We start from the raw sequence: 25,461 nt of genomic DNA on the forward strand, positions 1-25,461 counted from the left end.
GATTGTATTCGCGCATTGGCACCTATAACCCGGCCATCCCCCGGAGCCCACCATGGAACCACTCAGCCAGTTCCTCGCCGTTCTCGACTACAGCTATCGGGCGCTGTCGGTCCTGTTCCTGACCAAAGCGGCAAAAGTGGTCAGGCGGGTCACCGTGAAGCTCTATGTTCGCGGGACGCTGACCGCTATCGAAATGCGCTACCTGCTGGCGTTCTCCAGCACCATCAGTCGTGTCTCGGTGAGGTTGCTGCGCCCACCCAGAAAGTAAAAAACCAGTACGTGGAGAATCCTCATGTCTGGAACCGCTCTGTTGATCCACCTCGCCGGCGCCATCGCCTTGTTGCTCTGGGGCACCCATATGATTTCAACCGCCCTGCTGCGTGGCTTCGGCACCCAGCTGCGCAATGGCCTGGGCCGCAATCTCGATAAACGCTGGAAGGCCCTGCTCTGTGGCATCGGCATCACCACCGTGCTGCAAAGCAGTACCGCGGTAAGCCTGATGGCCAGCTCTTTCACCGCCGCCGGCACCCTCAGTCTCGCTCCGGCGCTGGCGGTGATGTTGGGGGCCAATATCGGCTCGACCCTGGTTGTGCAACTCCTCAGCTTCGACACCTCGATCGCCATCCCCCTGGTACTGCTGGCGGGCTTCGTGGTGTTCCGCCTGCGCGACGACTCGCGTTATGAAAGCGTCGGCTGCGCCCTGATCGGCCTCGGCCTGATGCTGCTCGCCCTGAGCCTGCTGGGTGCCGCCCTCGGGCAGATGGAAAGCACGCCGTTGTTCCATGTGGTCATGCAAGGCCTTGACGGCGACCTGTTGATCGCCTTGCTGGTGGCGCTGCTGCTGACCTGGATGTGCCATTCCAGTGTCGCGGTGATCCTGTTGATCGCCTCCCTGGCCAGCACCGGGCTGATGTCGCCGGTGACCACTCTAGCCCTGGTGCTCGGGGTTAATATCGGCGGCGCCTTGCCGTCGGTGATGAATGCCGGCACCCCGGTCGCCCGACGCCTGCCCCTGGGCAATCTGCTGGTGCGGCTGTTCGGCGCGCTGCTGTTGCTGCCGTTCGCCTCGCTGCTGGGCAAGAGCCTGGCCGCTACCACCATCGCCCCCGCGCAGCTGGTGGTGTACCTGCATATCGCCTTCAACCTGCTTCTGGGCCTGGGCTTTATCGGTTTGGTGGATTGGCTTGCCAAGGGCCTGACCCGACTGCTGCCGACACCGGAGCAGGCCGCCGACCCGGGCATGCCGCAGTACCTCGACGAAGCCGGCCTGGAAGTGGCCAATATCGGTCTCTCGAACGCCGTGCGCGAAGCCCTGCGCATCGCCGACATGCTCTCGGTGATGCTCGATCGGGTACTGCAACTGTTCCAGAAACCCGGCGAGGTGTCGGCCGAGGCTATCCGCCAGCTCGACCAGTCCCTGGACCTGCTCAGCGCGGCGATCCGCGCCTACCTCGCGGATATCGGCCAGGACGGCCTGAGCGACGAGGATGCCGACCGCGCCCAGGAAATCCTGATGTTCGTGATCAACCTGGAGCATGCCGGCGACATTCTCTCGACCAACCTCGCCCAATTGGCGGCGCGCCGTCGGCGCCGTGGCGAACGCTTCTCGGAGTTCGAACTGGGGCACATCTATCCGTTGCACGAAGAGCTGCGCGAAAGCCTGAGCCTGGCGGTCACCGTGTTCCTGCGCGAAGACACCGTCACGGCCCATCGACTGGTGGAGCGCAAGGAGGTGATTCGCCGCCTGGAAGCCGGCGCCAGCCGCGAACACTTTCGTAAACTCAGTGCCGACAAGAGCACCTGGGCCGAGTCGGGGGATATTTTCCAGCGGGTGCTGCGCGATTACCGGCGTGTACACCACCACATCGCGGCACTCGCCTATCCAGTGCTCGAACGCTCGGGAGAACGCGTCCCGGAAACTCAGTCCCCGGGCGCGAACGAGCCAGCACCCGGGCCTGTACACGCCCTTGAACTCAACGACGAGCCCCGGCTCGACAAGGATAACTACCCATGCGCGTCCTGATCTGCGCCGGGCGCTATTACCTGAACGCGGCGATGTGCCGCAAGGTGCTGGAGGCTTATCACCAGACCCACAGGATCAGTGTCCTGATTCATGGCGGCAACCAGTTCCTGGGCAGTGAGATCGAGGATTGGGCCCGGGAAAACGGTACGCACCTGGTGCGCTATCCGTCCAATTGGCAGCTCTATGGCAAGCAGGCCGAACGCCGGCGCAACCAGTTCATGCTGATGGACAGCGAACCGCAGCTGGTGATTGCCTTTCCCGGCGGCCACGACACTGAAGAGCTGGTGGCCCAGGCCAGGGCCATGGAGATCGATGTCCTGTGCCTGGAGGACTGAGCGTCTGTTCACCCCTTATCAAGCAACACCCTGCCCGGCCTTTTACCTAGGTAGAGGTCAGGCCATTGCCTGCACGCGGTCACTGACCGCCCACCCCGAAGGAGCATCAAGCATGAATGAAGAACCCGGTTGTAACGCGTACCACCACGACCTCCATACCCCTTTGCCCGTTTCACGACGACGCGCATTCGACCCGCGCGCCCGTGAGCACCTGATCACCGAGGCCTGCCATGAAAAAATCCACTTCTCGCCACACCAAGCGAACGACCACCGCCCGGCCGACGCCGACGGTTTCCAGCTCCCTGCTTAAACACCTGCCCCCGGCCCAGCGCCGCGCCCTGCAACGCACGGTGGTGCTTGTCGGTGCCACCTTCGGCACCCTCCTGCTGCTTTCGCTCTACTCCAAGGCCCACGCGGCCGGCGGTTCGTACGTCGTCGATGATGGCGGGATCAACGACCCCGGCCAATGCAATATCGACACCTGGTACAAGAGCGGCCGGCACAACGCCGCCAGCGGCGAAACCGTGCTTTCGGCGGACTGCACACCGACCAGTCTGCCCGCCGTGCAACTGGGTGCCGACATCAACCGCAGTCGTGACGACGGCGAGCACACCACGATGCTGAGTCCGCACCTGAAGGCCTCGATTTTCACTCGGGAAGACCTGGGGCTCGAAGCCGCAGTAGTGGCCCAGGCCCACGTTGCCACGGATCGCCGGCATGCCTTCGACGGCGCCGACCTCGCAGTGCCGCTGACCTACACGCCTTTCACACCCTTGCGCCTGACCGTCAGTGCCGGCTGGTACCACGCCCATAACGACGGCGCGCCCAGCGAGGGCCGGAGCTGGGGCGGTGGTGTGGAATACGATGTGCTGAAGTCGCTGACCCTGGTGGCCGAACGTTTCGGCCAACAAAATGGCGACCAGGGCTGGCAGGCCGGACCGCGCCTGCATATTGGCAAAAATCTCGACATCGACCTGGTGGCCGGTCAGCACCTGTCGGGCGATCGCGATCGTTGGTTCACCACCGGCGCGACGGTGCGCTTCTAAGCCACCGGCAACGAACCTGGTGCTTGCACGCCAGGTTCATCAGCCTTACTGCCCAGGCACCTCATCCAACAGCAGGACCTGGCGCTCACTCAACAAATCACCGATCGCCGCGGCCATCGCCTTGTAGTGCGCGGTGCCGCGGTGGTGTTCGATGGCGGCCTGATCGATCCAGCGCTCGACGAAGATGAAACGCTCGGGGTCGGCCTGATCGACATGCAGGATATATTCACGGCAACCAGGTTCGGCGCGGGACGGGACCACGCAAGCCCTGAGATGGGATTCCAGCTCTGCTGCCTTGCCCGGTTTGGCATGAAGACTGGCAACGACACGAATTTCATGGTTCATGGAATTTCCTGGAAAAGGGAGATGAAGTCGTCAGCGATCATGAGCCCTTGCTCCGACGCCTTCAAGTCAAAGGAGTGCATTCGCCACAGGCGCGATATTGATTGGGACCGGGTTTTCAACGGCAGACGAACAACACAGCCCGGCTTTGCACCGGGCTGTGTGTCTCAAGGTTTGAGCGGCAGTTCTTCATCAAGCTCAGAAAGGCTTTTGCCATCGTCGGGGTGTTTCCAGGTTTGCGGCACCTGGTGATCGTCTTCGTTGCCGGGGGTCTCGCTGAGCGGTTCTTGATCCTCATCCGGGATCGGCACCTTGCGCCAGGGCATGGCCTGGACACCCGGGTACGCAAACTCAGTGAACGGGGAAGCAGGTTGAGTATCCATACGCACCTCGCATCAGCAGCCCGGACCATCCGGGCTGTCAGTTTCAGTGTAGGCCTAGCCTGCCGCCCCCTCCACCTTGTGGCTGTCGACTGCGACTATTTGGCATCCAGCGCGTGTTTCGCCGCCTGCTCGATCAGCGCCGCCACTTCCTTGGGGTGGGACTCGTAGACCGCATGGCTGGCGCCAGCGATTTCAATGGTGTGGCTGTTGGCGCGCTTGGCGTACATGCGCTCCAGGTCCGGGTTGATGATCCGATCGGCTTTTGCCACGGCGTACCAGCTCGGCTTGGTTTTCCAGGCGGCCGAAGTAGCGGCGGTGGTAAACACCGAGGCAGAGGTCAGGGACTGGGCATTGGCCTCGAATTCAGCCTGGGCCTTGGGCAGGTCAGCCGCGAAATCAGCGGCATAGAACGCCGGATCCAGGTAGAGGAAGCCGTCCGCGGTTTTCTTCACGGCCTTGGTCAAATTCGGATACAGCTTGCCGTTGGCGGCTTCGGTTTCACCGATATCCAGGGCATGGGCAGCAATGTAGACCAGGCCCACCACATGGTCGTCGGTACCGGCATCGGAAATCACCGCGCCGCCGTAGCTGTGGCCGACAAGAATGGTCGGACCGTCCTGCATCGCCAGGATCCGCTTGACCGCCGTCACGTCATCGCTGAAAGCGGTCAGCGGATGCTGCGCCACCGAGACGTGGTAACCGTCCTTGACCAGGATGTCGTAGACCGGCTTCCAGCCCGCGCCATTCACAAAGGCGCCGTGGACCAGAACGATATTGTGCACGGGGGCCGCTGCCGGAGCCGGGGCCGCCGTTGCGCTGCCGGCCATCGCCAGGGTCATGCAGGCCAGGGAAACGGCCGCCAACAGGGAAGGTACTTTCGCAAATTTCATGGGAATTCGTCTCGCTCGGGATTCGGGTGATCGCCCGGCCTTGTCGGCCATTGCGCCAGTACAAAGTGGCTTGCCCTAGTCCGACGCGCACCACGCCGAGTTATTCCACGACCCGCTGAAAAATATTCGAAAAGCCCGTACCGGCATGCTGCTTACACGCCATCGGACAGCGGCCGTCACCAGGGTGAGGTCAGAGAAAATGGCAGGCGCAGGGGCTCGATGGGACCGTCACGCATACCGCACATCTCGTCGTGGACGACGTGTTGCACCAGCACACAGGGTAGCGACGGCAACTCGCGCAACAACTCACGCACATGACTCGTGGAACGCAGCCGCAGCACTTCACCGCGCGCGTCCAGCAAGGTACGCATGCCCTGCTCCAGTCGAGCTCGCAGCAGGTAGAAGCCGCCCTCCAGCGATAGCAGCTCCAGTTCCTGGACACGCCCTTCGGCGGCCCATTCGCTCAAAGTCTGAAGGTTCATTGCGACACCACCGGCTGCCGGCGGAAAAACAGGGTCACCTGACCCAGTTCGACGCCGAGCTTGCTCATGCTCGAACGATTGATCAAGGTGTCCTCATCCATCAGGTACATCCAGTCGTCGAGGCTCACCTCCCAGGTCGAACCGTCCACCGGCAGGTTCATCTGATAGCGCCAGCGCAGGGCATTGCCCGCTACTTCACCACGCGCCTCGCCGACCACATCGGCGGCACGGCCGGTCCAGTGCCCGGTGGCCCCAGGGGTCAGGGTCCAGATCCGCTGCTGGCGGCTGCCGTCGCTATAGAGGAAATGTTCGTCGAGAATCAGTTGCTCACCTTCGCGACGACTGGCGATCTGCACATGGAATCTCTTGACCACCTCCCCCGAACGTTTCTGGAAGATCCCCCAGGCCTCCACCGGTTGCGAAAAGAAGCGCACCAGATCGAGCGAGGGACGTTCGGCGGCGTAGTGATCGACTTCGACGTTGCCGCAACTGCCCAGCAAGAAGCAACAAAGCGCCATCAGCAGGATTCGCATGCTCCAACACCTCGTAGACTCCGAAAAACTTCAGGAGAACACTCGAAATACTATACAGAAAATAATAATTGTAAAGGTTTTGCCCGACCGGCATCAATTCGACTCCTGTCGAGATATTTGCGAGTCAGAGTGGTAGGCAGCGCGACAGAAAAATCTTGCATCACAGCCGGAAACAACCTGTAGAGCTTGATTTTTCGAGCAGGACGACTCAAATGCAACGCTGTGCATCGGCTCGATGCCGAGCCCAAGAGAACAGCGCTTACCTCCCCGGCATAAGCGATCAAAAAACGATAACCGCCAAAAACCGACACAGAATGAACAACTTATTCAATAAATTCCTATACAAAAACTCACAACCGTACAGATACGTCCACCCACACCGAGATGAAATCAAAGCGCCATCATCCGCTCGCCTTGAACAGGACGGAAAAGGACTATGCTCTGGGAACCCGAAAATATTTCAGGCATTAGCACGAGTGAATCGCTATGAACACGACCCATGGTTCATCCGCAAGCTGTCTTGCTTGTAAAGAGGGCACCGCTCTCGAGTTCGATTTCAGCATGGCATTCCAGCCAATCGTGGACGTCCGCACACACCAGGTATTTGCCTACGAAGCCTTGGTCCGCGGACTTGACGGAAGTGGCGCCCAAAGTATTTTGAGCCAGGTTTCTGAAAGCAATCGTTATGCATTCGACCAGGCTTGCCGGGTAAAAGCAGTCGAATTGGCCGCTCGACTCGTAATACCTTGCTATCTCAGTATCAACTTCCTACCCAATGCGGTGTACCAGCCGGCGGCCTGCATCCGTGCCACGCTGGAAGCGGCAAGGCGCTTCAATTTCCCGACGAGTCGAATTATCTTCGAAGTCACCGAAAACGAGTATCTGGTTGATAAGCAGCATATCAAGCAAATTATGCTGGAATATAGAAAACAAGGCTTCAAGACTGCCATCGATGACTTTGGTGCAGGTTATTCCGGGCTCTGTTTTCTCGCCGAGTTTCAACCCGACATCATCAAGCTGGACATGGAGCTTATCCGAAATATCCATGATGACCGAGTCAGGCAGGTCATCACCGACAGCGTGCTGGGCATGTGTCGATCTCTCGACATACGGGTGATCGCCGAGGGTGTCGAAAGCGAAGAGGAGTATCTCCAACTCCGCCGCCTTGGCGTTGAACTCTTCCAGGGCTACCTGTTCGCCCGCCCGCAGTTCGAAGCACTGCCCAGCATCACATGGCCAACCGAACCAGCGGGCAACGGCCAGACCGCTTGAACAAGCCGTCGACCTGCTCCGCGCACCGGTAAAGACAACCGAAAATCCCGTGCTAGCATGCTGCCTTTGCCCTGCGACAAGGGCTGACAGTGGAGAACGGAGATGGTTGAAGGTCAGCGATTCGCGGCGTTTCTATTCGATATGGACGGGACACTGCTCAACTCCATCGCCAGCGCCGAGCGCGTCTGGGCCCAATGGGCAGAGCGCCACGGCCTCGATGTGGAAGCCTTCCTGCAGACCATTCACGGTGTGCGCAGTATCGAAACCGTGCGCCGCCAGAACCTGCCGGGCGTCGATCCCGAGCGTGAAGCAGCGGCGATCACCCAGGCCGAGATCGACGACGTCGAAGGCGTGATCGCCATCGAAGGCGCAAAAGCCTTTCTCGCCAGCCTGCCGCCGGAGCGCTGGGCGATTGTCACCTCGGCGCCGCGGGCCCTGGCCGAACGGCGGATGGCCGCTGCCGGCCTGGACTTCCCGCCACTGGTGATCACTGCCGAAGATATCGCCCACGGCAAGCCTGCGCCCGACTGCTACCTGCTGGCAGCACAGCGCCTGGGCGTTCGCCCACAAGATTGCCTGGTGTTTGAAGATGCCCCGGCGGGGATTACCGCTGGAGAAGCGGCTGAGGCGCGGGTGGTGGTGATCAGTGCCACCCACGCCCACCCGATGGAAACCCCGCACCGGGTGCTGGCCGATTACCAGCAGGTCGCCGTCGATATCAACGATCTGGGCCTGGCGCTGGTCCAGGCCTGATCGAATCCGTCAGGCGTACTGTACGCCCAGCGACGCCAGGGCCTTCCAGTAATCCGGGTAGGTCTTGGCCACGCAATCGGGGTCCTGGATACGGATACCGGCGACTTTCAGGCCGGCCAGGGCGAAACACATGGCGATGCGATGGTCGGAGTGGGTGTCGATCAGGGCATCGCAGGTGGTGCCGGCCAGGGCCGGATCGGCGGCGACCAGCAGGTCGTCACCTTCCACGCTCGCCAGGCCCGGGCGAATGCCGTTGAGGCCATCGAACAGCGCCTGGACCCGATCGCATTCCTTGACCCGCAAGTTCGCCAGCTCAACGAAACGCACCGGAGTTTTATTGAACGCCGCCAGTACCGCCAGGGTCGGGATCGCGTCCTGCATCTGCGAACCATTGATCACGGCGGGCATGTGCGGGAACTGCTGGATCACCTCCAGTGCCTTGGCGTCCGGCTGGGTGAAGTCTTCACCGGCCACGCCCAGGTCGATATGACCGTCGGTCAGGGCTTGCGCCGCCCACAGGTAGGTGGCCGCCGATGCGTCCGGCTCGATGCGGTAGTCACAGGCCTGGTAGCCGGTGGCGGCAACGCGCCAGAGGGTTTCGTCGAGCACTTCGACCTGGGCACCGAAAGCCTGCATGCAGGCGATGGTCAGGTCGACGTAACCACGGGCACCGATGTCCTTGCCGGTCAGGGCCACCTCGATCGGGGCCTCGCCGCAGGCCGCCAGCATCAGCAAGGCCGATACGTACTGGCTGGACAAGCCGCCGTCGATCTCGAAACGCTTGGCTTGCACGCCGCCACGACCGTTCACGATCACCGGCGGGCAACCGGTCTCGCTGGCTACGTCCAGGCCGCCGCGCTGCAAGGCCTCGAGCAACGGGCCGATCGGGCGCTTGCGCATATAGTGGTCGCCGTCCAACACCACTCGGCCATTCACCGTAGCCACTGCCGCAGTCAGGAAGCGCACCGCGGTCCCGGCATTACCGAGGAACAGCGGTTGTTCCGGCACTTGCAGCTTGCCGTTGCCGGTGACCACGAAGGTGGTTTCGTCCGGTTCGTCGATCTGCACGCCCATCTGCCGCAGGGCAGTGGACATATGGCGGGTGTCATCGCTTTTCAGCGCGCCGGACAGGCGGCTGGTGCCCTTGGCCAGGGCGGCGAGCAACAAGGCCCGGTTAGTGATCGACTTCGAACCGGGCGGCGTCACCTTTCCGTTCAGGGACGCGTTCGGCGGGATCACGGTGAGGGTTTGCTGCACAGCCATTCATCAACTCTCCAGGCTCGAAAGATAAGCGCACAAGCTCGTGCACCTCGACAGTCCGCCATGATGCCATTAATGCGCCCGGCGGATCATCCGTTTCCGTCGTCGGCGGCAATGGCTTTCAGGTAGTTGTAAACCGTCGCCCGGGAAATCTCGAAGTATTCGGCGAAATAATCGACGAAATTGCGGATATCCAACAGCCCGCCGGCCTTGGCCTCGATCAGTGCCAGGCGGATTTCGGCGCGGCCGAAATCGCTTCGGCGCACGCATTGGCGGGCCGAGATGGCTTCGACGATATCGTTGAGCTTTTCCCGCCAGTCGGCATTGAACAAGGCCTGTGGACGCGGCTGCGGCTGGCTGCCGGCGGCAAAGCCGCTGAGCAGCTTCTGCACCTGGGACAGGGCCGTGACATCGAAATTCAGGCACAGCAGGGCGACGATCTCGCCGCTGTCGGCGCGCGCGGCGATGCTGATGGAACGCAACTGGCGATTGTTGGCGCCGTTCTTTTCGTAGGGACCGATAACGTCCGCGCCCTGCTCCAGTTCAGCGAGGTCGTCGAGCAACGAAGGATCACCGACCTTGCGCCGGGAAAAGCCATTGGCGATATGAGTGATCCGCCCGCTGCGGACATCGTGGACCACCGCTTCAAGGTCGGGAAACAGCAGCGCCGCGAAACCATCGGCGGCGGCGTTCATAAAGGCGATATCGACCATAGGGGAGCCGGGCCATTGAAAATAAGCGGGAATTGTACGCAATGCCCCCTGCAGGAGCGAGCTTGGTGGCGAGGCCCCCGGCGCCTAACGCTCCGCGTTGCGCAGCGACTCGATCGCCAGGCTGGCAATGGCAATGTCATGGGCCGCCAGTCCCGTCAGGTCGGCCACGGTCACATCGTCATCGCTGAAGCGCCCCGGGACCTTGCCCGCCAGCACCTGGCCCAGCGAAACATCGGCTCCGGCCTCCACCAACCCCGCCGCCAAGGCATGGGCCAACTCACCCCGCTCGGTGCACTGATGACGATCATCGGTCATGATCACCCGGGCCCGGGCCAGGATCGCCGGGTCCAGCTCCTGTTTGCCGAGGCTGTCGGCTCCCAGTGCGACAATATGGGTACCGGGCCGTACCGCCGAAGCCGGGACCAGCGCCTCGGTTGAAGGCGTGCAGGTCATCACCACGTTGCAACGCTCGAACAACAGCTCAACGCTCGGCAACGCCTGGGCGATCAGGCCCTGATGGCTGAGACTGGCCGCCAACCGCGCGGCTTTGTCCGGGCTGCGGCCCCAGATAAACACCCGGTCGATCCCCAGCATCTCGGCGGTCCAGCGCGCCTGGTGCTCGGCCTGATGGCCGCTGCCGACAATGCCCAGCGCCGTGACCCGCGACGGCGCACCGGCCTTGGCCGCCAGCGCGCCGGCGGCAGCGGTCCGCCAACTGGTCAACCAGCCTTCGTCATTGAGCACGGCCAGGGTCGCCCCGGTCCGCGCATCGAAGACCAGCATCAGGCCGTTATTGGTCTCAAGGCCCTTGGCGGCGTTCCCATAGAACCCCATCGCCACCTTGACCACAAACACCTCGCCACCACGGAAATGGCCAAACTTGATATGACAGTCCCCCGGCGGATCCTGGAACAGCAACTCACCGCCACGGGGCGCGACGACTTCACCCTCGGCATGGCGGATAAAGGCCTCACGCACCACCCGCAACATGTCCTTGCGCAGCAGCACGTCGCGCAACTCCCCCAGGCCATGGACCGGCAACGCTATCGGGCTCATGGACGGCGACCGCGCAGGTAGTTGGCAAACACCTCCAGCCCCTCCTCCATATGGGCCCGGCCATAACCGATACGAAAGCGATCCTGGGGCACCGGCCCCAGCGCCGACTCGTAGATGCTCGACGGCAACAGCAGCACGCCAGTGCGCTCCACCAGGTCGGTGGCGAAACGCTCGACCCCTTCGGCCCTGAGGTAACGCGGGTAGGCAATGCAGCCGCCATCAGGGCGATACCACTCGAACAACTCTTCAAACTCGCGGAAGAATCCATCCAGCAGCGTGAGGTTGTGGCGCATCAACTGGTGGATCCGCGCCAGGATCGGCTCGCGAGCCTTGAGCGCGATCCGTGCCAGCACTTCACTCGGGCCGGCGTTACAGATCGACAGGTAATGCTTCATGCGCTCCATGCGCGACAGCAACCCACGGTCCTGGCAGGCGATCCAGCCGATGCGCAGCCCCGGCAAGCCATAGGGCTTGGACATCACCGCCAGGGACAGACCACGTTCGTAGACATCGGCCACCGCCGGCAGTTGCCCGCCCTCACCCAGGCCCAGCAAGCGATAGGCCTCGTCGCTGAACAGGTAGATACCGTGCTGGCGGCACAGGTCGACCAGAGCGTCGAAACGCTCGCGTTCAAGGATCTTGCCGGTGGGGTTATGGGGAAAGTTGATGGAGATCAGCCGGGTATTGGGGCGGATCGCCGCCGCCACCGCGTCGATATCCAGCGTCCAGCCCTGCTCCGGGTCCAGGGCCACGCCCGTGACCTCGCAGAGACTCAAGGGGATGGTTTCCGAGGACTGGTAGTTGGGCGTTACCACAATGGCGTGGTCGCCTTTATCCAGCAGCGCATGCATGGCCACATAGAGCCCTTCCTCGGCCCCGGCGAAACAGAGCAGATCGGCCGGGACCAGGCGCTCGTAGGTCGAGGCGATCACTTCCAGCAACTCGGGCGCACCGAAGGTCTGGGTGTAGCCCAGGGACAAGGTCTCGAAGGCTTCGCGGTCCGACGCATCGGCCAACGCCAGCAACTCCTTGATGGTCAGGCTTTGCGCATCGGATGCGGTCATATGGTAGCGCGCGGAAAACTCCCACTTGGAAAAGTAGGTTTCCAGGCGGAAATCCGGAAGTGTGGCCATGTGATTTTTCCCCAGGTCAATTCAAGTCACGGCCCTTGCGTCAGGACATCAGGCCTTGGAACGAGAATACCCAGAACAATACATATTGTCTAATTTTTACAAATTATATAAAAACACATTCTCAAGCCATCACGCTCTTGTGTTCGGACCCACTCAATCTGAGAGGCAGAATCACCAGGGGAATGCCATCCAGATGAAGTCGGCGCTGCAGCAGCAAGGGCGTCTGGTTGTGCAGCCACTCGCTGAAACCCCAGCTGTCCTGCAGGATCAGCTTGTTGCTGAAACAGACGCAGCCCGGGTAATGCCGGGTCGCCTCACCGAGCAGCTTCTGCAACTCGGCGACCGGGTCGGTGCCGTAGCCGATTCGCCGTGTCGCGCTGATACCGGCCTGGGCACAGAAGGCCTCCAACTGATCCATGGACTCGTCGAGCCGGGTCTTGCGCCGTTGCACACCGTCGATCCGCCCCCACACATGCCCTTCCACCTTGACGATGCCGACAAACACCACATTGGCGAAACGGTTCGGGAACAGACGCTGCACCCAAAGCAAGGTATGGATCGCCGCGCCCCAATGTTCGGTGGCCAGGATCACCGCCGTCGGCGCGTCTGGCGTGGGCTCGATGCGGGTGACGGTTGCCAGCACCTGCGCCGGCAGGGTGAACTCGGTATCCATCTGCAGGCGCAGGGTTTCCACCTTGGCGTAGTGGTGCCGGACCAGGGCGCAGCCGCCGATCACCAGCAGGGTCAGGCAAAGGGTCGCCCAACCGCCTTCGAAGAACTTTTCCGTCAGGGTTACCAGCAGGATGCCCGAGGCCACGCAAAAGCCCGTGACCGACACCAGCATCCGTCCGAGCCAAGGCCCTTCGCGGCGATGCTGCCACCAGTGGCGGCACAGCCCGGCTTTGGCCAGGGCCAGGCTGAGAAACACATTGATGCTATAGAGCACCACCAGCAGCCCCAGCGATCCCCTTGATAACAGCAGGATCAGCAGCGCGCAGGCCCCCACGAAAACCACCCCGTTCTGCTTGACCAGGCGGTTCGACAGGTTGCAGAAACGGTGCGGCAGCCAGGAGTCGGCGGCCATGCGGCCGAGCAGCGAGGGGGCGAAGATCAGGATCGAATTGGCCGCCACGAAGACAATCGCACCTTCCAGTGCCAGGGTCAGCAGGAGTAGCCCATGACTGGCACCCGGTGCAATCCCGAGTTGCTCGATAACGGCCTTGAACACCACTGCGTTCAGGGTCTGCCCATAGGTCGGTTGCGCGCCCCAGAGGCTGTACAGAAGAATCATGCCGCCGGCCATGAACGCCAGGGAAAAGCCCACCGAGAGCAAGGCGGTGCGACCGGTCTTGATCCGGGGCTCGGCCAGCAGGTTGACGTTGTTGGCAATCGCTTCGGACCCCGCGTAGGTACTGCCCCCCAGGGAATAAGCCCGCAGGAACAGCGCCACCAGCAGAGGCCAGCCGATATCCCCGGACAAGGCCACGGTATCAGCGGAGCTGCGCACCAGCGTGCCCGTCAGGTCACCGGCTTTCGAGGCAACGCCATAGACGATCAGCCCCACATGCACCAGCACAAACCCCAGCGTCAGGGGCAGCAGCAAGCGGATCGAGTCGGCGATGCCGCGCAGATTCAACAGGATCAGCAGCAGCACCAGGCCGACCTCCACCACCAGCTTGTGGCTCTGCCACTCAACCGGCAACAGGCTGAACAACGCATCGGTGCCACTGGCCAGGCAAACCGCAATGGTCAGCACATAGTCGACCAGCAAGGCGCAACCGGCCACCAGGCCGAGCCTGGGGCCCAGCAGTTTCGAGACGATCTTGTAGTTGCCGCCGCCCGAAGGAAACAGCTCGACCACCTGACGATAGGCCAGCGACAGGACCCAGACGGTCAGCAGCGTCGCCAGGGCCAGGAACACCCCCAGCTCGGGATGGGCCCCCAGCGCCAGATAAGCTCTTTCCGGGCCATAACTGACCGAAGCCAAACCGCTGGCTCCCAGGCCCGCCCAGGCCAGCAGACCGACCAGCAGCGTATGGGCGCGTGTATCGGGGGCCAATGGATCGCGCGCGGGCCCGATAATCCCCTGTGCCAGCCGTTCCAGTTTGAGCATGAGCGCCGCCTTGAATGCGTTGTTAATAGCCTTGATGTCAGTTAGGACCCCAGGTATCAATTCGCCAAGTTTCTTTACGGAAAATTGATAGCGCCAACGCCTAAAAAGACACAGGCCTTATCAGACCCGGATAATCCGAAACTTATACTGAAACTGTACCCACCGAGATCGGCCAGACCGATTGAAAGTGCCCACTAACGCTACAGGTATCGAGGACTAACATCATGTTACTCAGCGCACTCCTGTTTGCAGCGATCATCGGCTTTTATCTGTTATGCGGGCTGGTCGTCTACTTTGCCGACAACGTCATCACGCCCTCGAAAGCCCCGGATATAAAGCCCGTGCTGCCGAACCGGCACAGCCGCAACTGATCCTGAAGACGGCTCGCCGACCGATTTCAAATCACGCAGCGGGCGTGCCCCGTCCGCTGCCCCCACTCAAACACGGCAAGAAGGAATACTCGACATGGCCATTGATCTATTACTGGCGCTGGTGGTTGGCGTAGTGATCTATCTGTTCTACGCCGTTATCAATCCGGAAAAGTTCTGACGGCCTGTTTCTGTTTAATAGCGCACGCCAGAACAGTCCGCTGATTCAGGAGTTAACGCAATGTCACACCTCTGGCTACAAATCATTATTACCTTGATCGCCACCCTGGCACTGAGCCTGGTGGCGGGACGTTATCTGGCCAGGGTGGTGACTGATCAGAAAACCGTGCTCGACCGGGCGCTCGATCCACTGGACAACCTGCTCTACCGGCTGATCGGCAAACAGGCCTGCAGCCAGGCGATGAACTGGAAAAGCTACACCCTGCACATGCTGGCGACCAACCTGGTGATGGCCCTGCTCATCTACCTGGTGCTGATCTTCCAGAATGTCCTGCCGCTCAACCCGCAGCATTTCGCCGGCATGGAACCGATGCAGGCGTTCAACACCGCCATCAGCTTTATCACCAACACCAACTGGCAGAGTTATGGCGGCGAAAGCACCCTGTCCAACTTCAGCCAGATGGCCGCCATCACCTTTCCGATGTTCACCTCGGCGGCGACCGGTTTCGTGGTGGCAATTGCCTTTATCCGTGCCTTGCTGGTCACCGACGGCGGCGCCAATCTGGGCAACTTCTACCGCGACCTGATCCGCTTTATCACCCGGGTGCTGCTACCCGTGGTGCTGGTGCTGAGCCTGTTCCTGATCTGGCAAGGCGTGCCGCAGACCCTGGATGCCAGCCTGGTGACCGATACCCTGCAAGGCGGCCACCAAACCCTGACCCTGGGCCCGATCGCCGCACAGGAAGCGATTGAAAACCTCGGCACCAACGGCGGCGGCTTCTTCAACGTCAACGCCGCGCACCCGTTCCAGAACCCCAACGCCCTGACCAACTTCGTGCTGATCCTGCTGATGGCCAGCCTGCCCGCCGCCCTGGTGGTGATGTTCGGCCACATGATCAAGAACCATCGCCAGAGCGCGGTGATCTATAGCGTCATGGCCCTGATGCTGGTGGGTTTCCTGCTGCTCTGCGTGATTCCGGAGCAGGCCGGTACGCCGCTGCTGAGCCAGCTGGGTATCGATCCCCATGCCAGCGCCCTGCAGGCCGGCGGCAATATGGAAGGCAAGGAAGTGCGTTTCGGCATCGCCGAAAGCGGACTCTACGCCGCCTACACCACGGCATTCACCACCGGCTCGATCAACTCGATGCACGACAGTTTCACCCCACTGGGCGGTCTCTCGACCCTGGTGCAGATGATGCTGCAATGCGTCTTCGGCGGTAAAGGCGTGGGCTTCCTCAATTTCCTGATCTACGGCCTGGTCGGGATCTTCGTCGCCGGCCTGATGGTCGGGCGCACCCCGGAATTTCTCGGCAAGAAGATCGAGAAACGCGAAATCATCCTGGTCTCGCTGGCCATGCTGATCCACCCCCTGGTGATCCTCGCGCCCTCGGCCTGGTCGATGGTGATGCCCTACGGCGTGGCCGCGCTGGGCAATGCCGGGGTACATGGTTATTCGGAAGTGCTCTACGCCTTTACCTCCGCCGCCGCCAACAACGGCTCGGCCTTTGGCGGCCTGAACGCCAATACGCCCTGGTACAACCTCGCCATCGCCTGCGTGATCGTGATCGGTCGCTACCCCTCGATCATCTTCCTGATGGCGGTAGCCGGCTCACTGGCGGCCAAGCCGACCCTGCAGCCCAACATAGGCACCCTGCGTACCGATACCCCGATGTTCGGCATCTGGTGGCTGGCGACGATCGCTATCGTCGGCGCACTGACCTTCCTGCCGGCGCTGGTCCTGGGACCGATCGCCGAGTTTTTCGCCATGAACAAGCACTTGCTGTTCTAAGGGTGAGGAGACTGAGATGAAAGTTGAAAAAGCATTGCCACTGGCCCCGCTGTCGACCCCGGTTGCGGCCCGCAAGGCGCCGCGCGCGGAGAACCGGCAGGAGCGTCTGCGGCTGATCCTGGTCGAACCGCTGAAAAAGTTCGATCCACGGGTGCAGATCAAGAACCCGGTCATGTTCGTGGTCTGGATCGGCACCCTGGTGACCGCTGCGCTGACGATCAACCCGCAACTGTTCGGACCATCGAATGCCACGTCGCTGTACAACGGCGTGGTGACCTTCATCCTGTTTATCACGGTGTGGTTCGCCAACCTCGCCGAAGCCATGGCCGAGGGCCGTGGCAAGGCCAAGGCCGCTTCGTTGCGCCACACCACCACGCAGCTCAATGCCACCCGGCTGCTCTCTGACGGTCGCCAGGAATTGGTGTCCGCTGCATCGTTGCGCAAGGACGACCTGGTCAAGGTCAACCGCGGCGAACTGATTCCCATGGACGGCGAAGTGGTCGAAGGCGCGGCCTATGTCGACGAGTCGATGATCACTGGCGAATCCGCACCGGTGATCAAGGAGTCCGGTTCGGACGTCAACTCCACGGTCACCGGCGGGACCAAGGTGATCTCCGACTCGTTGGTGATCCTGGTCACCGCGTCGCCCGGCAACACCTTTCTCGACCGCATGATCAGCCTGGTAGAAGGCGCCAAACGGCAGAAGACCCCGAACGAGATCGCGCTGACGGTGCTGCTCTCGGTGCTGACCCTGATCTTCGTGATCGTGGTCACGGCCATCGCCCCGGTGGCGAGCTACCTCAATGCGCAGATCAACGTCGCCGACCTGGTGGCCCTGATCGTCGCGCTGATCCCTACCACCATCGGCGCCCTGCTCTCGGCCATCGGTATTGCCGGGATCGACCGCACGCTGCGCTTCAATATGCTGGCGATGTCCGGCAAGGCCGTGGAAGCCGCCGGCGACGTCAACACCCTGCTGCTGGATAAGACCGGCACCATCACCATCGGCAATCGCCAGGCCACCGAGCTGCTACCGGTCAAGGGCGTCACCCGCCAGGAGCTGCAACAGGGGGCTTACCTCGCCTCGTTGTTCGACAGCACCCCGGAAGGCAAGTCCACCAGTGCCTATGCCAAGAGCCTGGGCGTCCATGAAGAAAGCCGGCTGGAAGAAGCCGTCGGCATGGACTTCTCGGCGCAAACCCGCATGAGCGGTTCCGATCTGGCCGACGGGCGCGTGGTGCGCAAGGGCGCGGTGGATTCCCTGGTCAACTACGTCAGGGACAGCTACGGCAGCGAGATTCCCGCCGACCTCGAGCGCCTGGCCCTCGGCGTCAGCCAGCAAGGCGCGACACCCCTGGCGGTGGCCATCGACGGGCGGATCCTCGGCATCATCAACCTGTCCGACGTACTCAAGCCGGGAATCCGCGAACGGGCCGCGCAACTGCGGGCCATGGGCATCCGCACGGTGATGGTCACCGGAGACAACCCGACCACCGCCAGTGTGATCGCCGCCCAGGCCGGCCTCGACGATTTCGTCGCCCAGGCCACCCCCGAGGACAAGCTCAAGCTGATCCGCAGCGAACAGGCGGCCGGGCACCTGGTGGCCATGACCGGCGACGGCACCAACGACGCCCCGGCCCTGGCCCAGGCGGATGTCGGCCTGGCCATGTACACCGGGACCATGCCGGCCAAGGAGGCGGCCAATATCATCGACCTGGACTCCGACCCGACCAAGCTGCTGGACCTGGTCACCATCGGCAAGCGCATGCTGATCACCCGCGGTGCCCTGACGACCTTTTCCATCGCCAACGACGTGGCCAAGTACTTCGCCATCCTGCCGGCGCTGTTCATGGTCGCCCTGCCGGGCCTGGCGGCGTTGAACCTGATGCACCTGGCCACGCCGCAAAGCGCGATCCTCTCGGCACTGATTTTCAACGCGCTGATCATTCCGGCGCTGATTCCCCTGGCCCTGCGCGGGGTCAACTTCATGCCCAAGAGCGCGGAAACCATGTTCTATCGCAACTTGCTGGTATACGGCGTCGGCGGGCTGATTGCGCCCTTTATCGGCATCAAGCTGATCGACCTGTGCCTGGCGCCCTTCCTGTAGGAGGATCTGATCATGATCAAGTTCTTGTCACCGGCCCTGCGTGTGACAGCCGTCACCTTCGCGCTGTGCGGCCTGGCCTACCCCTTTGCCGTCACCGGGATCGGGCAACTGCTGTTTCCCGCCCAGGCCAATGGCAGCCTGCTGAAAAACCCAGAGGGCCAGATCATCGGCTCGGCGCTGATCGGCCAGCAATGGGATGCCCCACAGTGGTTCCATGGGCGGCCATCGGCCACCACCGACACCGATCCCAAGGACCCGCTGAAAACCGTGCCATCGCCCTATAACGCCGCCAGTTCCTCGGGCTCCAACCTGGGGCCGACCAGCCAGGCCCTGAGCGATCGGCTGAGCGCCGACCGGCATGCCCTGGAGCAGTCCCAGCCGGAACTGGCCGGCCAGACCCTGCCCGCCGATATGCTGACCACCTCGGCCTCCGGCCTGGACCCGGACATCAGTCCGGCCAACGCCGCCTTGCAGGCGACCCGCGTGGCACAGCAACGCGGCGCGCCACTGGATAACGTACTGGCGCTGGTCCAGGCCAATACCCAGGGGCCGACGCTGGGAATCTTCGGAGAGTCGCGGGTCAATGTGCTGGCCTTGAACCAAGCTCTGCAACGGGACTATCCGAGCCATCAATAAGGCGGGACAATAGGCGGGACTTAACCTGCAATAGCGACACTGCCATGAATGTACAAGCTTCACGCAACGCCCCGTCCCTGTTCTGCCTGCTGATGCTGGCGATCAGTTTTTCAATGATCGCCGGCTGTTCGGGGAGAGGTTCGCAAACCCCGGTCGGCGGTTACGCCTGCTACGCCAAGGCGGTGCCGACGTTGGGGGATGGCGGATTGGCGTGGGGGCCGAACGTGAAAAGCGCCAGCGTCAAAGCGATGGGCAACTGCCAGCGCTACGCCGCTGAATCGGGCGGAACGCCGGCGACCTGCAAAGTCACCCTGACCGGCTGCCGCTAAAAGCACACCGCAACACCTGTAGCTGGCTTGCCGGCGATAAGGCCAGTAAGCCTTGCATCGACCTTACTGACGTCATCGCCGGCAAGCCGGCTCCTACAAGAAACGCGTTCAACCTTGATGGACAGGCGTTAGCCGCGAATACCCGGCGCCATGAACTCGGGACCCACCGGGTCCTTGATGGTATTGAGCAGGATCTGGTCGATCTGCTTCAGGTCATCCGCCGACAGGCTCCAGCCAAAGGCGTCTTCGATACCCTTCAACTGCTCAGGCTTGCGCGCGCCCCACAAGGCGATGGTCGGCCCCTGGTCGAGCACCCAGCGCAAGGCCAGGGCCAGCACCGACTTGTCATGCCGCTCACGGGCGTACAGGTCCAGCGCCGCCACGGCCGCCAGGTACTGTTCGAAACGCGGGGCACGGAACTTAGGATCGGCACCGCGGATATCGTCGCTGCCAAACGCCGTCGCCGCGCTCATGGAACCGGTCAGCAGCCCGCGGCACAGCGAACCATAAGCCAGCACCACCAGCGAATGCTGCTTGGCATAAGGCAGGATATCGTTGTCGATGGCCCGTTCGAACAGGTTGTAAGGCGGCTGCACCGTGGCCAGTGCCGTGAACTCACGGAACTCGTCCATCTGCGTCGGCGAATAGTTGCTCACCCCCACCGCCAGGATCTTGCCTTCCTGACGCAGCTTTTCCAGCTCCAGCGCGGTTTCCTGCTGTTCGACCAGAGGGTCGGGCCAGTGGATCTGGTACAGATCGATATAGTCAGTCTGCAAGCGACGCAGGGAGTCTTCAACTTCCCGACGAATCCGCACGGCCGTGGCGTTACGCCGAACCGAACCGTCATCCCACTGCAAGCCGGCCTTGGTGGCGATAACGGCTTGATCGCGTACGCCCTTCAAGGCCTTGCCGATCAGCTCTTCGGAATGCCCCTTGCCGTAGACCGGCGCGGAATCGATCAGGTTGATACCCCGTTCCAGGGCGTGACGCAGGGTCTGGATCGAGACTTCATCGTCCGCGCCTCCCCACATCCAGCCGCCCATGGACCAGGTGCCGAGGGCAATGCGCGAGACCGGTTTGTCGATACCGGCGATGGCGATGTGTTCGATGCTCATGATGATCTCCAATGGAATCGAAGCATAAAAGGATCATGATTTTAGATCATCCATGGTTGAATAAGGCTCAACACCCCGTTCACCTTCTCTCCTCGTAAAGAACCCATGACATGGCAGCTTTCAACCGCTCCGAACTGGCCGATCTCAATGTGTTCATGGCCATCATCCGCCGCCGCAGCTTTCGCCAGGCCGCCCATGAACTGGGGGTCACCACCTCGGCCCTGAGCCACACCCTGCGCAACCTGGAAACCCGCCTGGGGGTCAAGCTGCTCAACCGCAACAGCCGCTCGGTGGAACCCACGGATGCCGGTGCCCTGCTGGCGCAGAAGCTGGCCGTCGGTTTCGCCACCATCCAGGAAGCCCTCGACGAACTCGACCGTTATCGCCATGCGCCGATCGGCCGGCTGCGCCTGAATGTGCCCCGGGATGCCGCCCGCCTGCTGGTCAGTCCGGTGCTCGGCGAGTTCATGGCGGCCTACCCGCAGATCAACCTGGACCTGAAGGTCGAGGACCGTCTGGTGGACATCGTCGCCGAAGGTTTCGATGCCGGTATCCGCTATGGCGCGACGGTGCCCCAGGACATGATTGCCGTGCCCCTGACCGGCGAGTTGCGCTGGATCATGATTGCCTCCCCCGACTATCTCGCCCGCCGTGGCGTCCCGGAAAAACCCGCCGACCTGCTGGAGCATGCGTGCATTCGGATGCGCCTGGGCGACAACACGGCCTACAAGTGGGAACTGGGCAACGGCGCGCAAATGATCCGCCTGGATGTCCCCGGAGCCCTGACCGCCTCGGATACCCAGGCGGTGATCGACGCGGCGCTGGCCAGTGTCGGGATTGCCTATTGCCTGGAAAAACGCGTCACCCGGGAACTCGAGGACGGCAGCTTGCAGGAGGTGATGCCGGACTGGTCGAGCATGGGCGCCCCGTTCTGCCTCTACTACTCCAGCCAGCGCCAGTCGCAGCCGGGGCTGCGGCAGTTGATGGAGATGATCCGTCGGCACAACCTTCCACTGTAGGACTCGCCCTCGCGGCAACCTGAATACTTTCAGGAGGGGCTTGCACAGCCAATATTATGGTATACCATCATACCACATGATCAACGTGCACCCAGGAGTCCCCTTATGAGTTTCGAAATCCGCAAGATCGTCAGTTATTCCGAACAGACCCTGATCGAAGGCGGCAAGGCCGCGGACAAACCGGTGACCATGATCGGCCTCGCCGTGGTGATGAAAAACCCCTGGCTGGGTCGGGGTTTCGTCGAAGACCTGAAACCGGAAATCCGCGCCCACTGCTCCGACCTCGGCGCCATGATGGTCGAGCGCCTGGTGGCCGCCATCGGCGGTGCCGACAAGATCGAGGCTTACGGCAAGGCCGCGGTAGTCGGCGCCGACGGTGAAATCGAACATGCCTCGGCGGTGATCCACACCCTGCGCTTCGGCAACCACTACCGCGAGGCGGTCCAGGCCAAAAGCTACCTGAGCTTCACCAACAAGCGCGGCGGGCCCGGCACCTCGATCCAGATCCCGATGATGCACAAGGACGACGAAGGCCTGCGCTCGCACTACATCACCCTGGAAATGCGCATCGAAGACGCTCCGCGCGCCGACGAGATCGTCGTCGTGCTCGGTTGCGCCGACGGTGGTCGCCTGCACCCGCGCATCGGCAACCGCTATATCGACCTGGAAGAACTGGCCGCCGAGAAAGCGCGGTAATCAATAAGAAAGGCAGGAGCGCTCCATGATTCGGCTCACCGCTGAACGCACCCCGGCTGGCACCAGTTACCTGGCGACCGGCCAAGGCCAGCCTGTGGTCTTGATCCACGGCGTGGGCCTGAATAAAGAAATGTGGGGCGGCCAGATCGTTGGCCTGGCCACGACGTACCGCGTGATCACCTACGACATGCTCGGCCACGGCGCCAGCCCGCGCCCGGCCAGCGGCACCCCGCTGCTCGGCTATGCCGACCAGTTGCTGGAGCTGCTCGACCATCTGCAATTGCCCCAGGCAAGCGTGATCGGCTTTTCCATGGGCGGGCTGGTAGCACGGGCGTTTGCCTTGCACTACCCGCAACGTCTGCAAGCCCTGGTGGTGCTCAATAGCGTGTTCAATCGCAGCGCCGAACAGCGTGCCGGCGTTATCGCCCGCACCGCCCAGGCCGCCGAGCACGGACCGGACGCCAACGCCGAAGCCGCGCTGTCGCGCTGGTTCAGCCGCGAATACCAGGCGGCCAATCCCGCGCAAATCGCCGCCCTGCGCCAGACGTTGGCGGACAATGACCCACAAGGTTACCTGACCACCTATGAACTGTTCGCCACCCAGGACATGTACCGTGCCGAGGATCTGGGCGGCATTCAGGTGCCGACCCTGATCGCCACCGGTGAGCTGGACCCGGGGTCGACCCCGGAAATGGCCCGCCAATTGGCCGAACGTATTCCCGGCGCCACGGTTGCCGTGCTCGCCGAGCAACGGCATATGATGCCCGTGGAGTCGCCGCGCCTGGTCAACCAGGTGCTGCTGGACTTCCTCGCCAACGCCCACGCCCGACAAAATCAGATAAAGGGGATCGTTGCATGACACTCACCCGCTTCCAGATGTGCATCGACGGTGAATGGGTCGATGCCCTGTCCGGCCAGACCTTCGACAGCCTCGACCCGGCCCTGGCCGAACCCTGGGCACAGTTGCCCGACGCCGGCGAAGCCGATGTCGAGCGCGCGGTCCAGGCCGCGCAAAGGGCTTTCGACAACCCGACCTGGCGTGGCCTCAGTGCCACCGCCCGGGGCAAGCTGCTGCGTCGCCTCGGCGATCTGATCGCGGAAAACAAGGAGCGCCTGGCCCAACTGGAAAGCCGCGACAATGGCAAGCTGATCCGCGAAACCCGCGGCCAGGTCAGCTACCTGCCGGAGTTCTTCCATTACACCGCGGGCCTGGCCGACAAACTCGAAGGCGGCACCCTGCCGCTGGACAAGCCGGACCTGTTCGCCTACACCGTGCACGAACCCATGGGCGTGGTCGCCGCGATCATCCCCTGGAACAGCCCGCTCTACCTGACCGCGATCAAACTGGCACCGGCCCTCGCGGCGGGCAACACCATCGTGCTCAAACCTTCCGAGCACGCCTCGGCCACCGTCCTGGAACTGGCGCGCCTGGCCCTGGAAGCCGGCATTCCGCCCGGCGTGGTCAATGTCATCACCGGTTACGGCGCAAGCACCGGTGCCGCCCTGACCCGCCACCCTTTGGTGCGCAAGATCGCCTTCACCGGCGGCGCGGCCACCGCCCGCCATGTGGTGCGTAGCAGCGCCGAGAACTTCGCCAAGCTGTCCCTGGAACTGGGCGGCAAGTCGCCGAACATCATCTTTGCCGATGCCGACCTGGACAGCGCGATCAACGGTGCCATTGCCGGGATCTACGCGGCGTCCGGCCAGAGTTGCGTCTCAGGTTCACGGCTGCTGGTCCAGGACGACATCTATGACGAATTCGTCGAGCGCCTGGTGGCACGCGCCCGGCGCATTCGCATCGGCAACCCGCAGGACGACGCCAGCGAGATGGGCCCCATGGCCACCGCGCAGCAACTGGCCGTGGTCGAAGGCCTGGTGGCCGACGCCCTGGCCGAGGGCGCGCGCCTGCGCCTGGGCGGCAAGCGCCCGCCGAACCTGGGTAACGGCTGGTTCTACGAGCCGACCCTGTTCGAGTGCGACCGCAACTCGATGAAGATCATGCAGGAAGAAGTCTTCGGTCCGGTGGCTTCGGTGATCCGTTTCAAGGATGAGGCCGAGGCCCTGGCCATCGCCAACGACTCGCAGTTCGGCCTCGCCGCCGGCATCTGGACCCGCGACCTGGGCCGCGCCCATCGCCTGGCCCGGGACATCCGCTCCGGGATCATCTGGGTCAACACCTACCGCGCGGTCTCGGCCATGGCACCCATCGGCGGTTTCAAGAACAGCGGCTACGGTCGCGAGAGCGGCATCGATTCGGTGCTGGCCTATACCGAGCTGAAAACGGTGTGGATCAACCTCTCGTCAGCCCCCATGCCCGACCCCTTCGTGATGCGCTAGGAGATAAACGAGATGATCGAACCCGGTATCTACAAAGAAGTCATGGGCTCCTTCCCGTCGGGCGTCACGGTGGTCACCACCCTGGACGCCGAGGGGGGCATCGTCGGCATCACCGCCAGTGCCTTCAGCGCCCTGTCCATCGACCCGGCGCTGGTGCTGTTCTGCCCCAACTACGCCTCGGACACCTACCCGATCCTGCGGGACAGCAAGCAGTTCGCGATTCACCTGCTGTCCGCCGACCAGACCGCCGAAGCCTACGCATTCGCCGGCAAAGGCAAGGACAAGGCCAAGGGGATCGCCTGGCACCTGAGCGCCCTGGGCAACCCGCTGCTGGACAAGGCCACCGCCATCATCGAGTGCGAACTGTGGCGCGAATACGATGGCGGCGATCACGCCATTATCGTCGGCGCGGTCAAGAACCTGATCCTGCCCGAGCAAGCGGTGACGCCGATGATCTACCACAAGGGCAAGCTCGGCCCGCTGCCCGCGCTGGCCTGAGGTTTTGCCACGGCGCGAGCCGACGCGGATGAACGGCGCATGATAAGCTTGCC

27 protein-coding genes are annotated in these 25,461 nt (G+C 62.7%); 16 read left to right on the forward strand and 11 right to left on the reverse strand.

The features are described 5' to 3' along the window. Positions 1-52: 52 nt before the first annotated feature. From M5C01_RS14885 to M5C01_RS14900, 4 genes are all read left to right on the forward strand, one after another. The gene (locus M5C01_RS14885; RefSeq protein WP_100943779.1) at positions 53-268 is read left to right on the forward strand and encodes a hypothetical protein; all 216 of its coding nucleotides are present in this window, start codon (positions 53-55) and stop codon (positions 266-268) included. Positions 269-292: 24 nt separating this feature from the next. Then, the gene (locus tag M5C01_RS14890; protein WP_152739413.1) at positions 293-2,023 is read left to right on the forward strand and encodes a Na/Pi cotransporter family protein; all 1,731 of its coding nucleotides are present in this window, start codon (positions 293-295) and stop codon (positions 2,021-2,023) included. Then, the gene (locus M5C01_RS14895; protein ID WP_152739416.1) at positions 2,011-2,358 is read left to right on the forward strand and encodes a DUF2493 domain-containing protein; all 348 of its coding nucleotides are present in this window, start codon (positions 2,011-2,013) and stop codon (positions 2,356-2,358) included. The genes M5C01_RS14890 and M5C01_RS14895 overlap by 13 nt, the downstream gene beginning before the upstream one ends. A 230-nt stretch (positions 2,359-2,588) precedes the next feature. After that, entirely contained in the window at positions 2,589-3,404 is an 816-nt protein-coding gene (locus tag M5C01_RS14900) for a hypothetical protein (RefSeq protein WP_248764339.1), read from the forward strand. 45 nt (positions 3,405-3,449) lie between these two features. On the opposite strand, the gene M5C01_RS14905 is transcribed toward M5C01_RS14900, so the two are convergent. The 5 genes from M5C01_RS14905 to M5C01_RS14925 all read right to left on the reverse strand — a co-directional run bounded on the left by M5C01_RS14905 (position 3,450) and on the right by M5C01_RS14925 (position 6,034). After that, positions 3,450-3,749 carry a putative quinol monooxygenase gene (locus tag M5C01_RS14905; protein ID WP_152739418.1) on the reverse strand — a complete coding sequence of 100 codons (300 nt, stop codon included), beginning with the start codon at positions 3,747-3,749 and terminating at the stop codon, positions 3,450-3,452. Positions 3,750-3,913: 164 nt separating this feature from the next. Continuing rightward, complete coding sequence (locus M5C01_RS14910) at positions 3,914-4,072, reverse strand: hypothetical protein (RefSeq protein ID WP_177098625.1); 159 nt, start codon at positions 4,070-4,072, stop codon at positions 3,914-3,916. Positions 4,073-4,224: 152 nt separating this feature from the next. Next, positions 4,225-5,019, reverse strand: a complete 795-nt coding sequence (locus tag M5C01_RS14915) for an alpha/beta hydrolase (RefSeq protein WP_152739422.1) — start codon at positions 5,017-5,019, stop codon at positions 4,225-4,227. Positions 5,020-5,195: 176 nt separating this feature from the next. Beyond that, a complete protein-coding gene (locus M5C01_RS14920; protein WP_152739424.1) occupies positions 5,196-5,501 on the reverse strand; it encodes a DUF6482 family protein in 306 nt (101 codons plus the stop codon). Then, positions 5,498-6,034 (reverse strand): DUF3833 domain-containing protein, encoded by a 537-nt coding sequence (locus tag M5C01_RS14925; RefSeq protein ID WP_152739426.1) that lies wholly within the window; start codon positions 6,032-6,034, stop codon positions 5,498-5,500. Before M5C01_RS14925 ends, M5C01_RS14920 begins: the two co-directional genes overlap by 4 nt. Before the next feature lie 486 nt (positions 6,035-6,520). On the opposite strand from M5C01_RS14925, the gene M5C01_RS14930 reads away from it, so the two are divergent. Together M5C01_RS14930 and M5C01_RS14935 are read left to right on the forward strand one after the other, a co-directional pair. Beyond that, complete coding sequence (locus M5C01_RS14930; protein ID WP_152739429.1) at positions 6,521-7,306, forward strand: EAL domain-containing protein; 786 nt, start codon at positions 6,521-6,523, stop codon at positions 7,304-7,306. Positions 7,307-7,408: 102 nt separating this feature from the next. Beyond that, positions 7,409-8,059, forward strand: a complete 651-nt coding sequence (locus M5C01_RS14935; RefSeq protein ID WP_152739431.1) for an HAD family hydrolase — start codon at positions 7,409-7,411, stop codon at positions 8,057-8,059. Between the two features lie 9 nt (positions 8,060-8,068). On the opposite strand, the gene M5C01_RS14940 is transcribed toward M5C01_RS14935, so the two are convergent. From M5C01_RS14940 to M5C01_RS14960, 5 genes are all read right to left on the reverse strand, one after another. Further along, entirely contained in the window at positions 8,069-9,322 is a 1,254-nt protein-coding gene (locus M5C01_RS14940) for a 3-phosphoshikimate 1-carboxyvinyltransferase (protein ID WP_152739433.1), read from the reverse strand. Between the two features lie 86 nt (positions 9,323-9,408). After that, the gene (locus M5C01_RS14945) at positions 9,409-10,032 is read right to left on the reverse strand and encodes a PAS domain-containing protein (RefSeq protein ID WP_152739434.1); all 624 of its coding nucleotides are present in this window, start codon (positions 10,030-10,032) and stop codon (positions 9,409-9,411) included. Positions 10,033-10,116: 84 nt separating this feature from the next. Next, positions 10,117-11,088 carry an ornithine cyclodeaminase gene (locus M5C01_RS14950; protein ID WP_152739436.1) on the reverse strand — a complete coding sequence of 324 codons (972 nt, stop codon included), beginning with the start codon at positions 11,086-11,088 and terminating at the stop codon, positions 10,117-10,119. Continuing rightward, complete coding sequence (locus tag M5C01_RS14955) at positions 11,085-12,221, reverse strand: aminotransferase class I/II-fold pyridoxal phosphate-dependent enzyme (protein ID WP_152739438.1); 1,137 nt, start codon at positions 12,219-12,221, stop codon at positions 11,085-11,087. Before M5C01_RS14955 ends, M5C01_RS14950 begins: the two co-directional genes overlap by 4 nt. Positions 12,222-12,342: 121 nt before the next feature. Further along, positions 12,343-14,334 (reverse strand): amino acid permease, encoded by a 1,992-nt coding sequence (locus tag M5C01_RS14960; protein WP_152739440.1) that lies wholly within the window; start codon positions 14,332-14,334, stop codon positions 12,343-12,345. A 224-nt stretch (positions 14,335-14,558) separates the two neighbouring features. Between M5C01_RS14960 and M5C01_RS14965 the strand changes: the two genes are divergently transcribed. From M5C01_RS14965 to M5C01_RS14985, 5 genes are all read left to right on the forward strand, one after another. Next, positions 14,559-14,705, forward strand: a complete 147-nt coding sequence (locus M5C01_RS14965; protein ID WP_164886179.1) for a hypothetical protein — start codon at positions 14,559-14,561, stop codon at positions 14,703-14,705. Positions 14,706-14,943: 238 nt separating this feature from the next. Continuing rightward, entirely contained in the window at positions 14,944-16,671 is a 1,728-nt protein-coding gene (gene kdpA, locus M5C01_RS14970) for a potassium-transporting ATPase subunit KdpA (RefSeq protein WP_103494628.1), read from the forward strand. A gap of 16 nt (positions 16,672-16,687) precedes the next feature. Further along, positions 16,688-18,778, forward strand: a complete 2,091-nt coding sequence (gene kdpB / locus M5C01_RS14975; protein ID WP_152739442.1) for a potassium-transporting ATPase subunit KdpB — start codon at positions 16,688-16,690, stop codon at positions 18,776-18,778. Between the two features lie 12 nt (positions 18,779-18,790). Then, the gene (gene kdpC, locus M5C01_RS14980) at positions 18,791-19,414 is read left to right on the forward strand and encodes a potassium-transporting ATPase subunit KdpC (RefSeq protein WP_152739444.1); all 624 of its coding nucleotides are present in this window, start codon (positions 18,791-18,793) and stop codon (positions 19,412-19,414) included. A 44-nt stretch (positions 19,415-19,458) separates the two neighbouring features. Continuing rightward, positions 19,459-19,743: a hypothetical protein gene (locus M5C01_RS14985; RefSeq protein WP_152739446.1), complete on the forward strand. Its 285-nt coding sequence runs from the start codon at positions 19,459-19,461 to the stop codon at positions 19,741-19,743. Between the two features lie 128 nt (positions 19,744-19,871). Here M5C01_RS14985 and M5C01_RS14990 read toward each other — a convergent pair whose 3' ends face one another. Next, a complete protein-coding gene (locus M5C01_RS14990; RefSeq protein WP_152739448.1) occupies positions 19,872-20,858 on the reverse strand; it encodes an aldo/keto reductase in 987 nt (328 codons plus the stop codon). 110 nt (positions 20,859-20,968) lie between these two features. Between M5C01_RS14990 and M5C01_RS14995 the strand changes: the two genes are divergently transcribed. The 5 genes from M5C01_RS14995 (at position 20,969) to M5C01_RS15015 (ending at position 25,408) form a co-directional block, all read left to right on the forward strand. After that, on the forward strand, positions 20,969-21,877 hold the full coding sequence (locus M5C01_RS14995; protein WP_152739449.1) for a LysR family transcriptional regulator: 909 nt from the start codon (positions 20,969-20,971) through the stop codon (positions 21,875-21,877). A gap of 105 nt (positions 21,878-21,982) precedes the next feature. After that, positions 21,983-22,573: an amino acid synthesis family protein gene (locus M5C01_RS15000; protein WP_103494624.1), complete on the forward strand. Its 591-nt coding sequence runs from the start codon at positions 21,983-21,985 to the stop codon at positions 22,571-22,573. A gap of 25 nt (positions 22,574-22,598) precedes the next feature. Beyond that, complete coding sequence (locus tag M5C01_RS15005) at positions 22,599-23,432, forward strand: alpha/beta fold hydrolase (protein WP_103494623.1); 834 nt, start codon at positions 22,599-22,601, stop codon at positions 23,430-23,432. Next, on the forward strand, positions 23,429-24,910 hold the full coding sequence (locus M5C01_RS15010; RefSeq protein ID WP_103494622.1) for an aldehyde dehydrogenase: 1,482 nt from the start codon (positions 23,429-23,431) through the stop codon (positions 24,908-24,910). The genes M5C01_RS15005 and M5C01_RS15010 overlap by 4 nt, the downstream gene beginning before the upstream one ends. A 12-nt stretch (positions 24,911-24,922) precedes the next feature. Next, on the forward strand, positions 24,923-25,408 hold the full coding sequence (locus M5C01_RS15015; RefSeq protein ID WP_103494621.1) for a flavin reductase family protein: 486 nt from the start codon (positions 24,923-24,925) through the stop codon (positions 25,406-25,408). Positions 25,409-25,461: the final 53 nt, after the last annotated feature.

It is taken from the genome of Pseudomonas sp. MWU12-2319 (genome assembly GCF_023242525.1).
Taxonomy (GTDB): Bacteria; Pseudomonadota; Gammaproteobacteria; order Pseudomonadales; family Pseudomonadaceae; genus Aquipseudomonas; species Aquipseudomonas gingeri_D.

Excerpts from the sequence above, each read along its gene's own strand:
- M5C01_RS14885 (WP_100943779.1), top strand. The coding sequence starts at position 53 with ATGGAACCACTCAGCCAGTTCCTCGCCGTTCTCGACTACAGCTATCGG.
- M5C01_RS14890 (WP_152739413.1), top strand. The coding sequence starts at position 293 with ATGTCTGGAACCGCTCTGTTGATCCACCTCGCCGGCGCCATCGCCTTG.
- M5C01_RS14895 (WP_152739416.1), top strand. The coding sequence starts at position 2,011 with ATGCGCGTCCTGATCTGCGCCGGGCGCTATTACCTGAACGCGGCGATG.
- M5C01_RS14900 (WP_248764339.1), top strand. The coding sequence starts at position 2,589 with ATGAAAAAATCCACTTCTCGCCACACCAAGCGAACGACCACCGCCCGG.
- M5C01_RS14905 (WP_152739418.1), bottom strand. The coding sequence starts at position 3,749 with ATGAACCATGAAATTCGTGTCGTTGCCAGTCTTCATGCCAAACCGGGC.
- M5C01_RS14910 (WP_177098625.1), bottom strand. The coding sequence starts at position 4,072 with ATGCCCTGGCGCAAGGTGCCGATCCCGGATGAGGATCAAGAACCGCTC.
- M5C01_RS14915 (WP_152739422.1), bottom strand. The coding sequence starts at position 5,019 with ATGAAATTTGCGAAAGTACCTTCCCTGTTGGCGGCCGTTTCCCTGGCC.
- M5C01_RS14920 (WP_152739424.1), bottom strand. The coding sequence starts at position 5,501 with ATGAACCTTCAGACTTTGAGCGAATGGGCCGCCGAAGGGCGTGTCCAG.
- M5C01_RS14925 (WP_152739426.1), bottom strand. The coding sequence starts at position 6,034 with ATGCGAATCCTGCTGATGGCGCTTTGTTGCTTCTTGCTGGGCAGTTGC.
- M5C01_RS14930 (WP_152739429.1), top strand. The coding sequence starts at position 6,521 with ATGAACACGACCCATGGTTCATCCGCAAGCTGTCTTGCTTGTAAAGAG.
- M5C01_RS14935 (WP_152739431.1), top strand. The coding sequence starts at position 7,409 with ATGGTTGAAGGTCAGCGATTCGCGGCGTTTCTATTCGATATGGACGGG.
- M5C01_RS14940 (WP_152739433.1), bottom strand. The coding sequence starts at position 9,322 with ATGGCTGTGCAGCAAACCCTCACCGTGATCCCGCCGAACGCGTCCCTG.
- M5C01_RS14945 (WP_152739434.1), bottom strand. The coding sequence starts at position 10,032 with ATGGTCGATATCGCCTTTATGAACGCCGCCGCCGATGGTTTCGCGGCG.
- M5C01_RS14950 (WP_152739436.1), bottom strand. The coding sequence starts at position 11,088 with ATGAGCCCGATAGCGTTGCCGGTCCATGGCCTGGGGGAGTTGCGCGAC.
- M5C01_RS14955 (WP_152739438.1), bottom strand. The coding sequence starts at position 12,221 with ATGGCCACACTTCCGGATTTCCGCCTGGAAACCTACTTTTCCAAGTGG.
- M5C01_RS14960 (WP_152739440.1), bottom strand. The coding sequence starts at position 14,334 with ATGCTCAAACTGGAACGGCTGGCACAGGGGATTATCGGGCCCGCGCGC.
- M5C01_RS14965 (WP_164886179.1), top strand. The coding sequence starts at position 14,559 with ATGTTACTCAGCGCACTCCTGTTTGCAGCGATCATCGGCTTTTATCTG.
- kdpA (WP_103494628.1), top strand. The coding sequence starts at position 14,944 with ATGTCACACCTCTGGCTACAAATCATTATTACCTTGATCGCCACCCTG.
- kdpB (WP_152739442.1), top strand. The coding sequence starts at position 16,688 with ATGAAAGTTGAAAAAGCATTGCCACTGGCCCCGCTGTCGACCCCGGTT.
- kdpC (WP_152739444.1), top strand. The coding sequence starts at position 18,791 with ATGATCAAGTTCTTGTCACCGGCCCTGCGTGTGACAGCCGTCACCTTC.
- M5C01_RS14985 (WP_152739446.1), top strand. The coding sequence starts at position 19,459 with ATGAATGTACAAGCTTCACGCAACGCCCCGTCCCTGTTCTGCCTGCTG.
- M5C01_RS14990 (WP_152739448.1), bottom strand. The coding sequence starts at position 20,858 with ATGAGCATCGAACACATCGCCATCGCCGGTATCGACAAACCGGTCTCG.
- M5C01_RS14995 (WP_152739449.1), top strand. The coding sequence starts at position 20,969 with ATGGCAGCTTTCAACCGCTCCGAACTGGCCGATCTCAATGTGTTCATG.
- M5C01_RS15000 (WP_103494624.1), top strand. The coding sequence starts at position 21,983 with ATGAGTTTCGAAATCCGCAAGATCGTCAGTTATTCCGAACAGACCCTG.
- M5C01_RS15005 (WP_103494623.1), top strand. The coding sequence starts at position 22,599 with ATGATTCGGCTCACCGCTGAACGCACCCCGGCTGGCACCAGTTACCTG.
- M5C01_RS15010 (WP_103494622.1), top strand. The coding sequence starts at position 23,429 with ATGACACTCACCCGCTTCCAGATGTGCATCGACGGTGAATGGGTCGAT.
- M5C01_RS15015 (WP_103494621.1), top strand. The coding sequence starts at position 24,923 with ATGATCGAACCCGGTATCTACAAAGAAGTCATGGGCTCCTTCCCGTCG.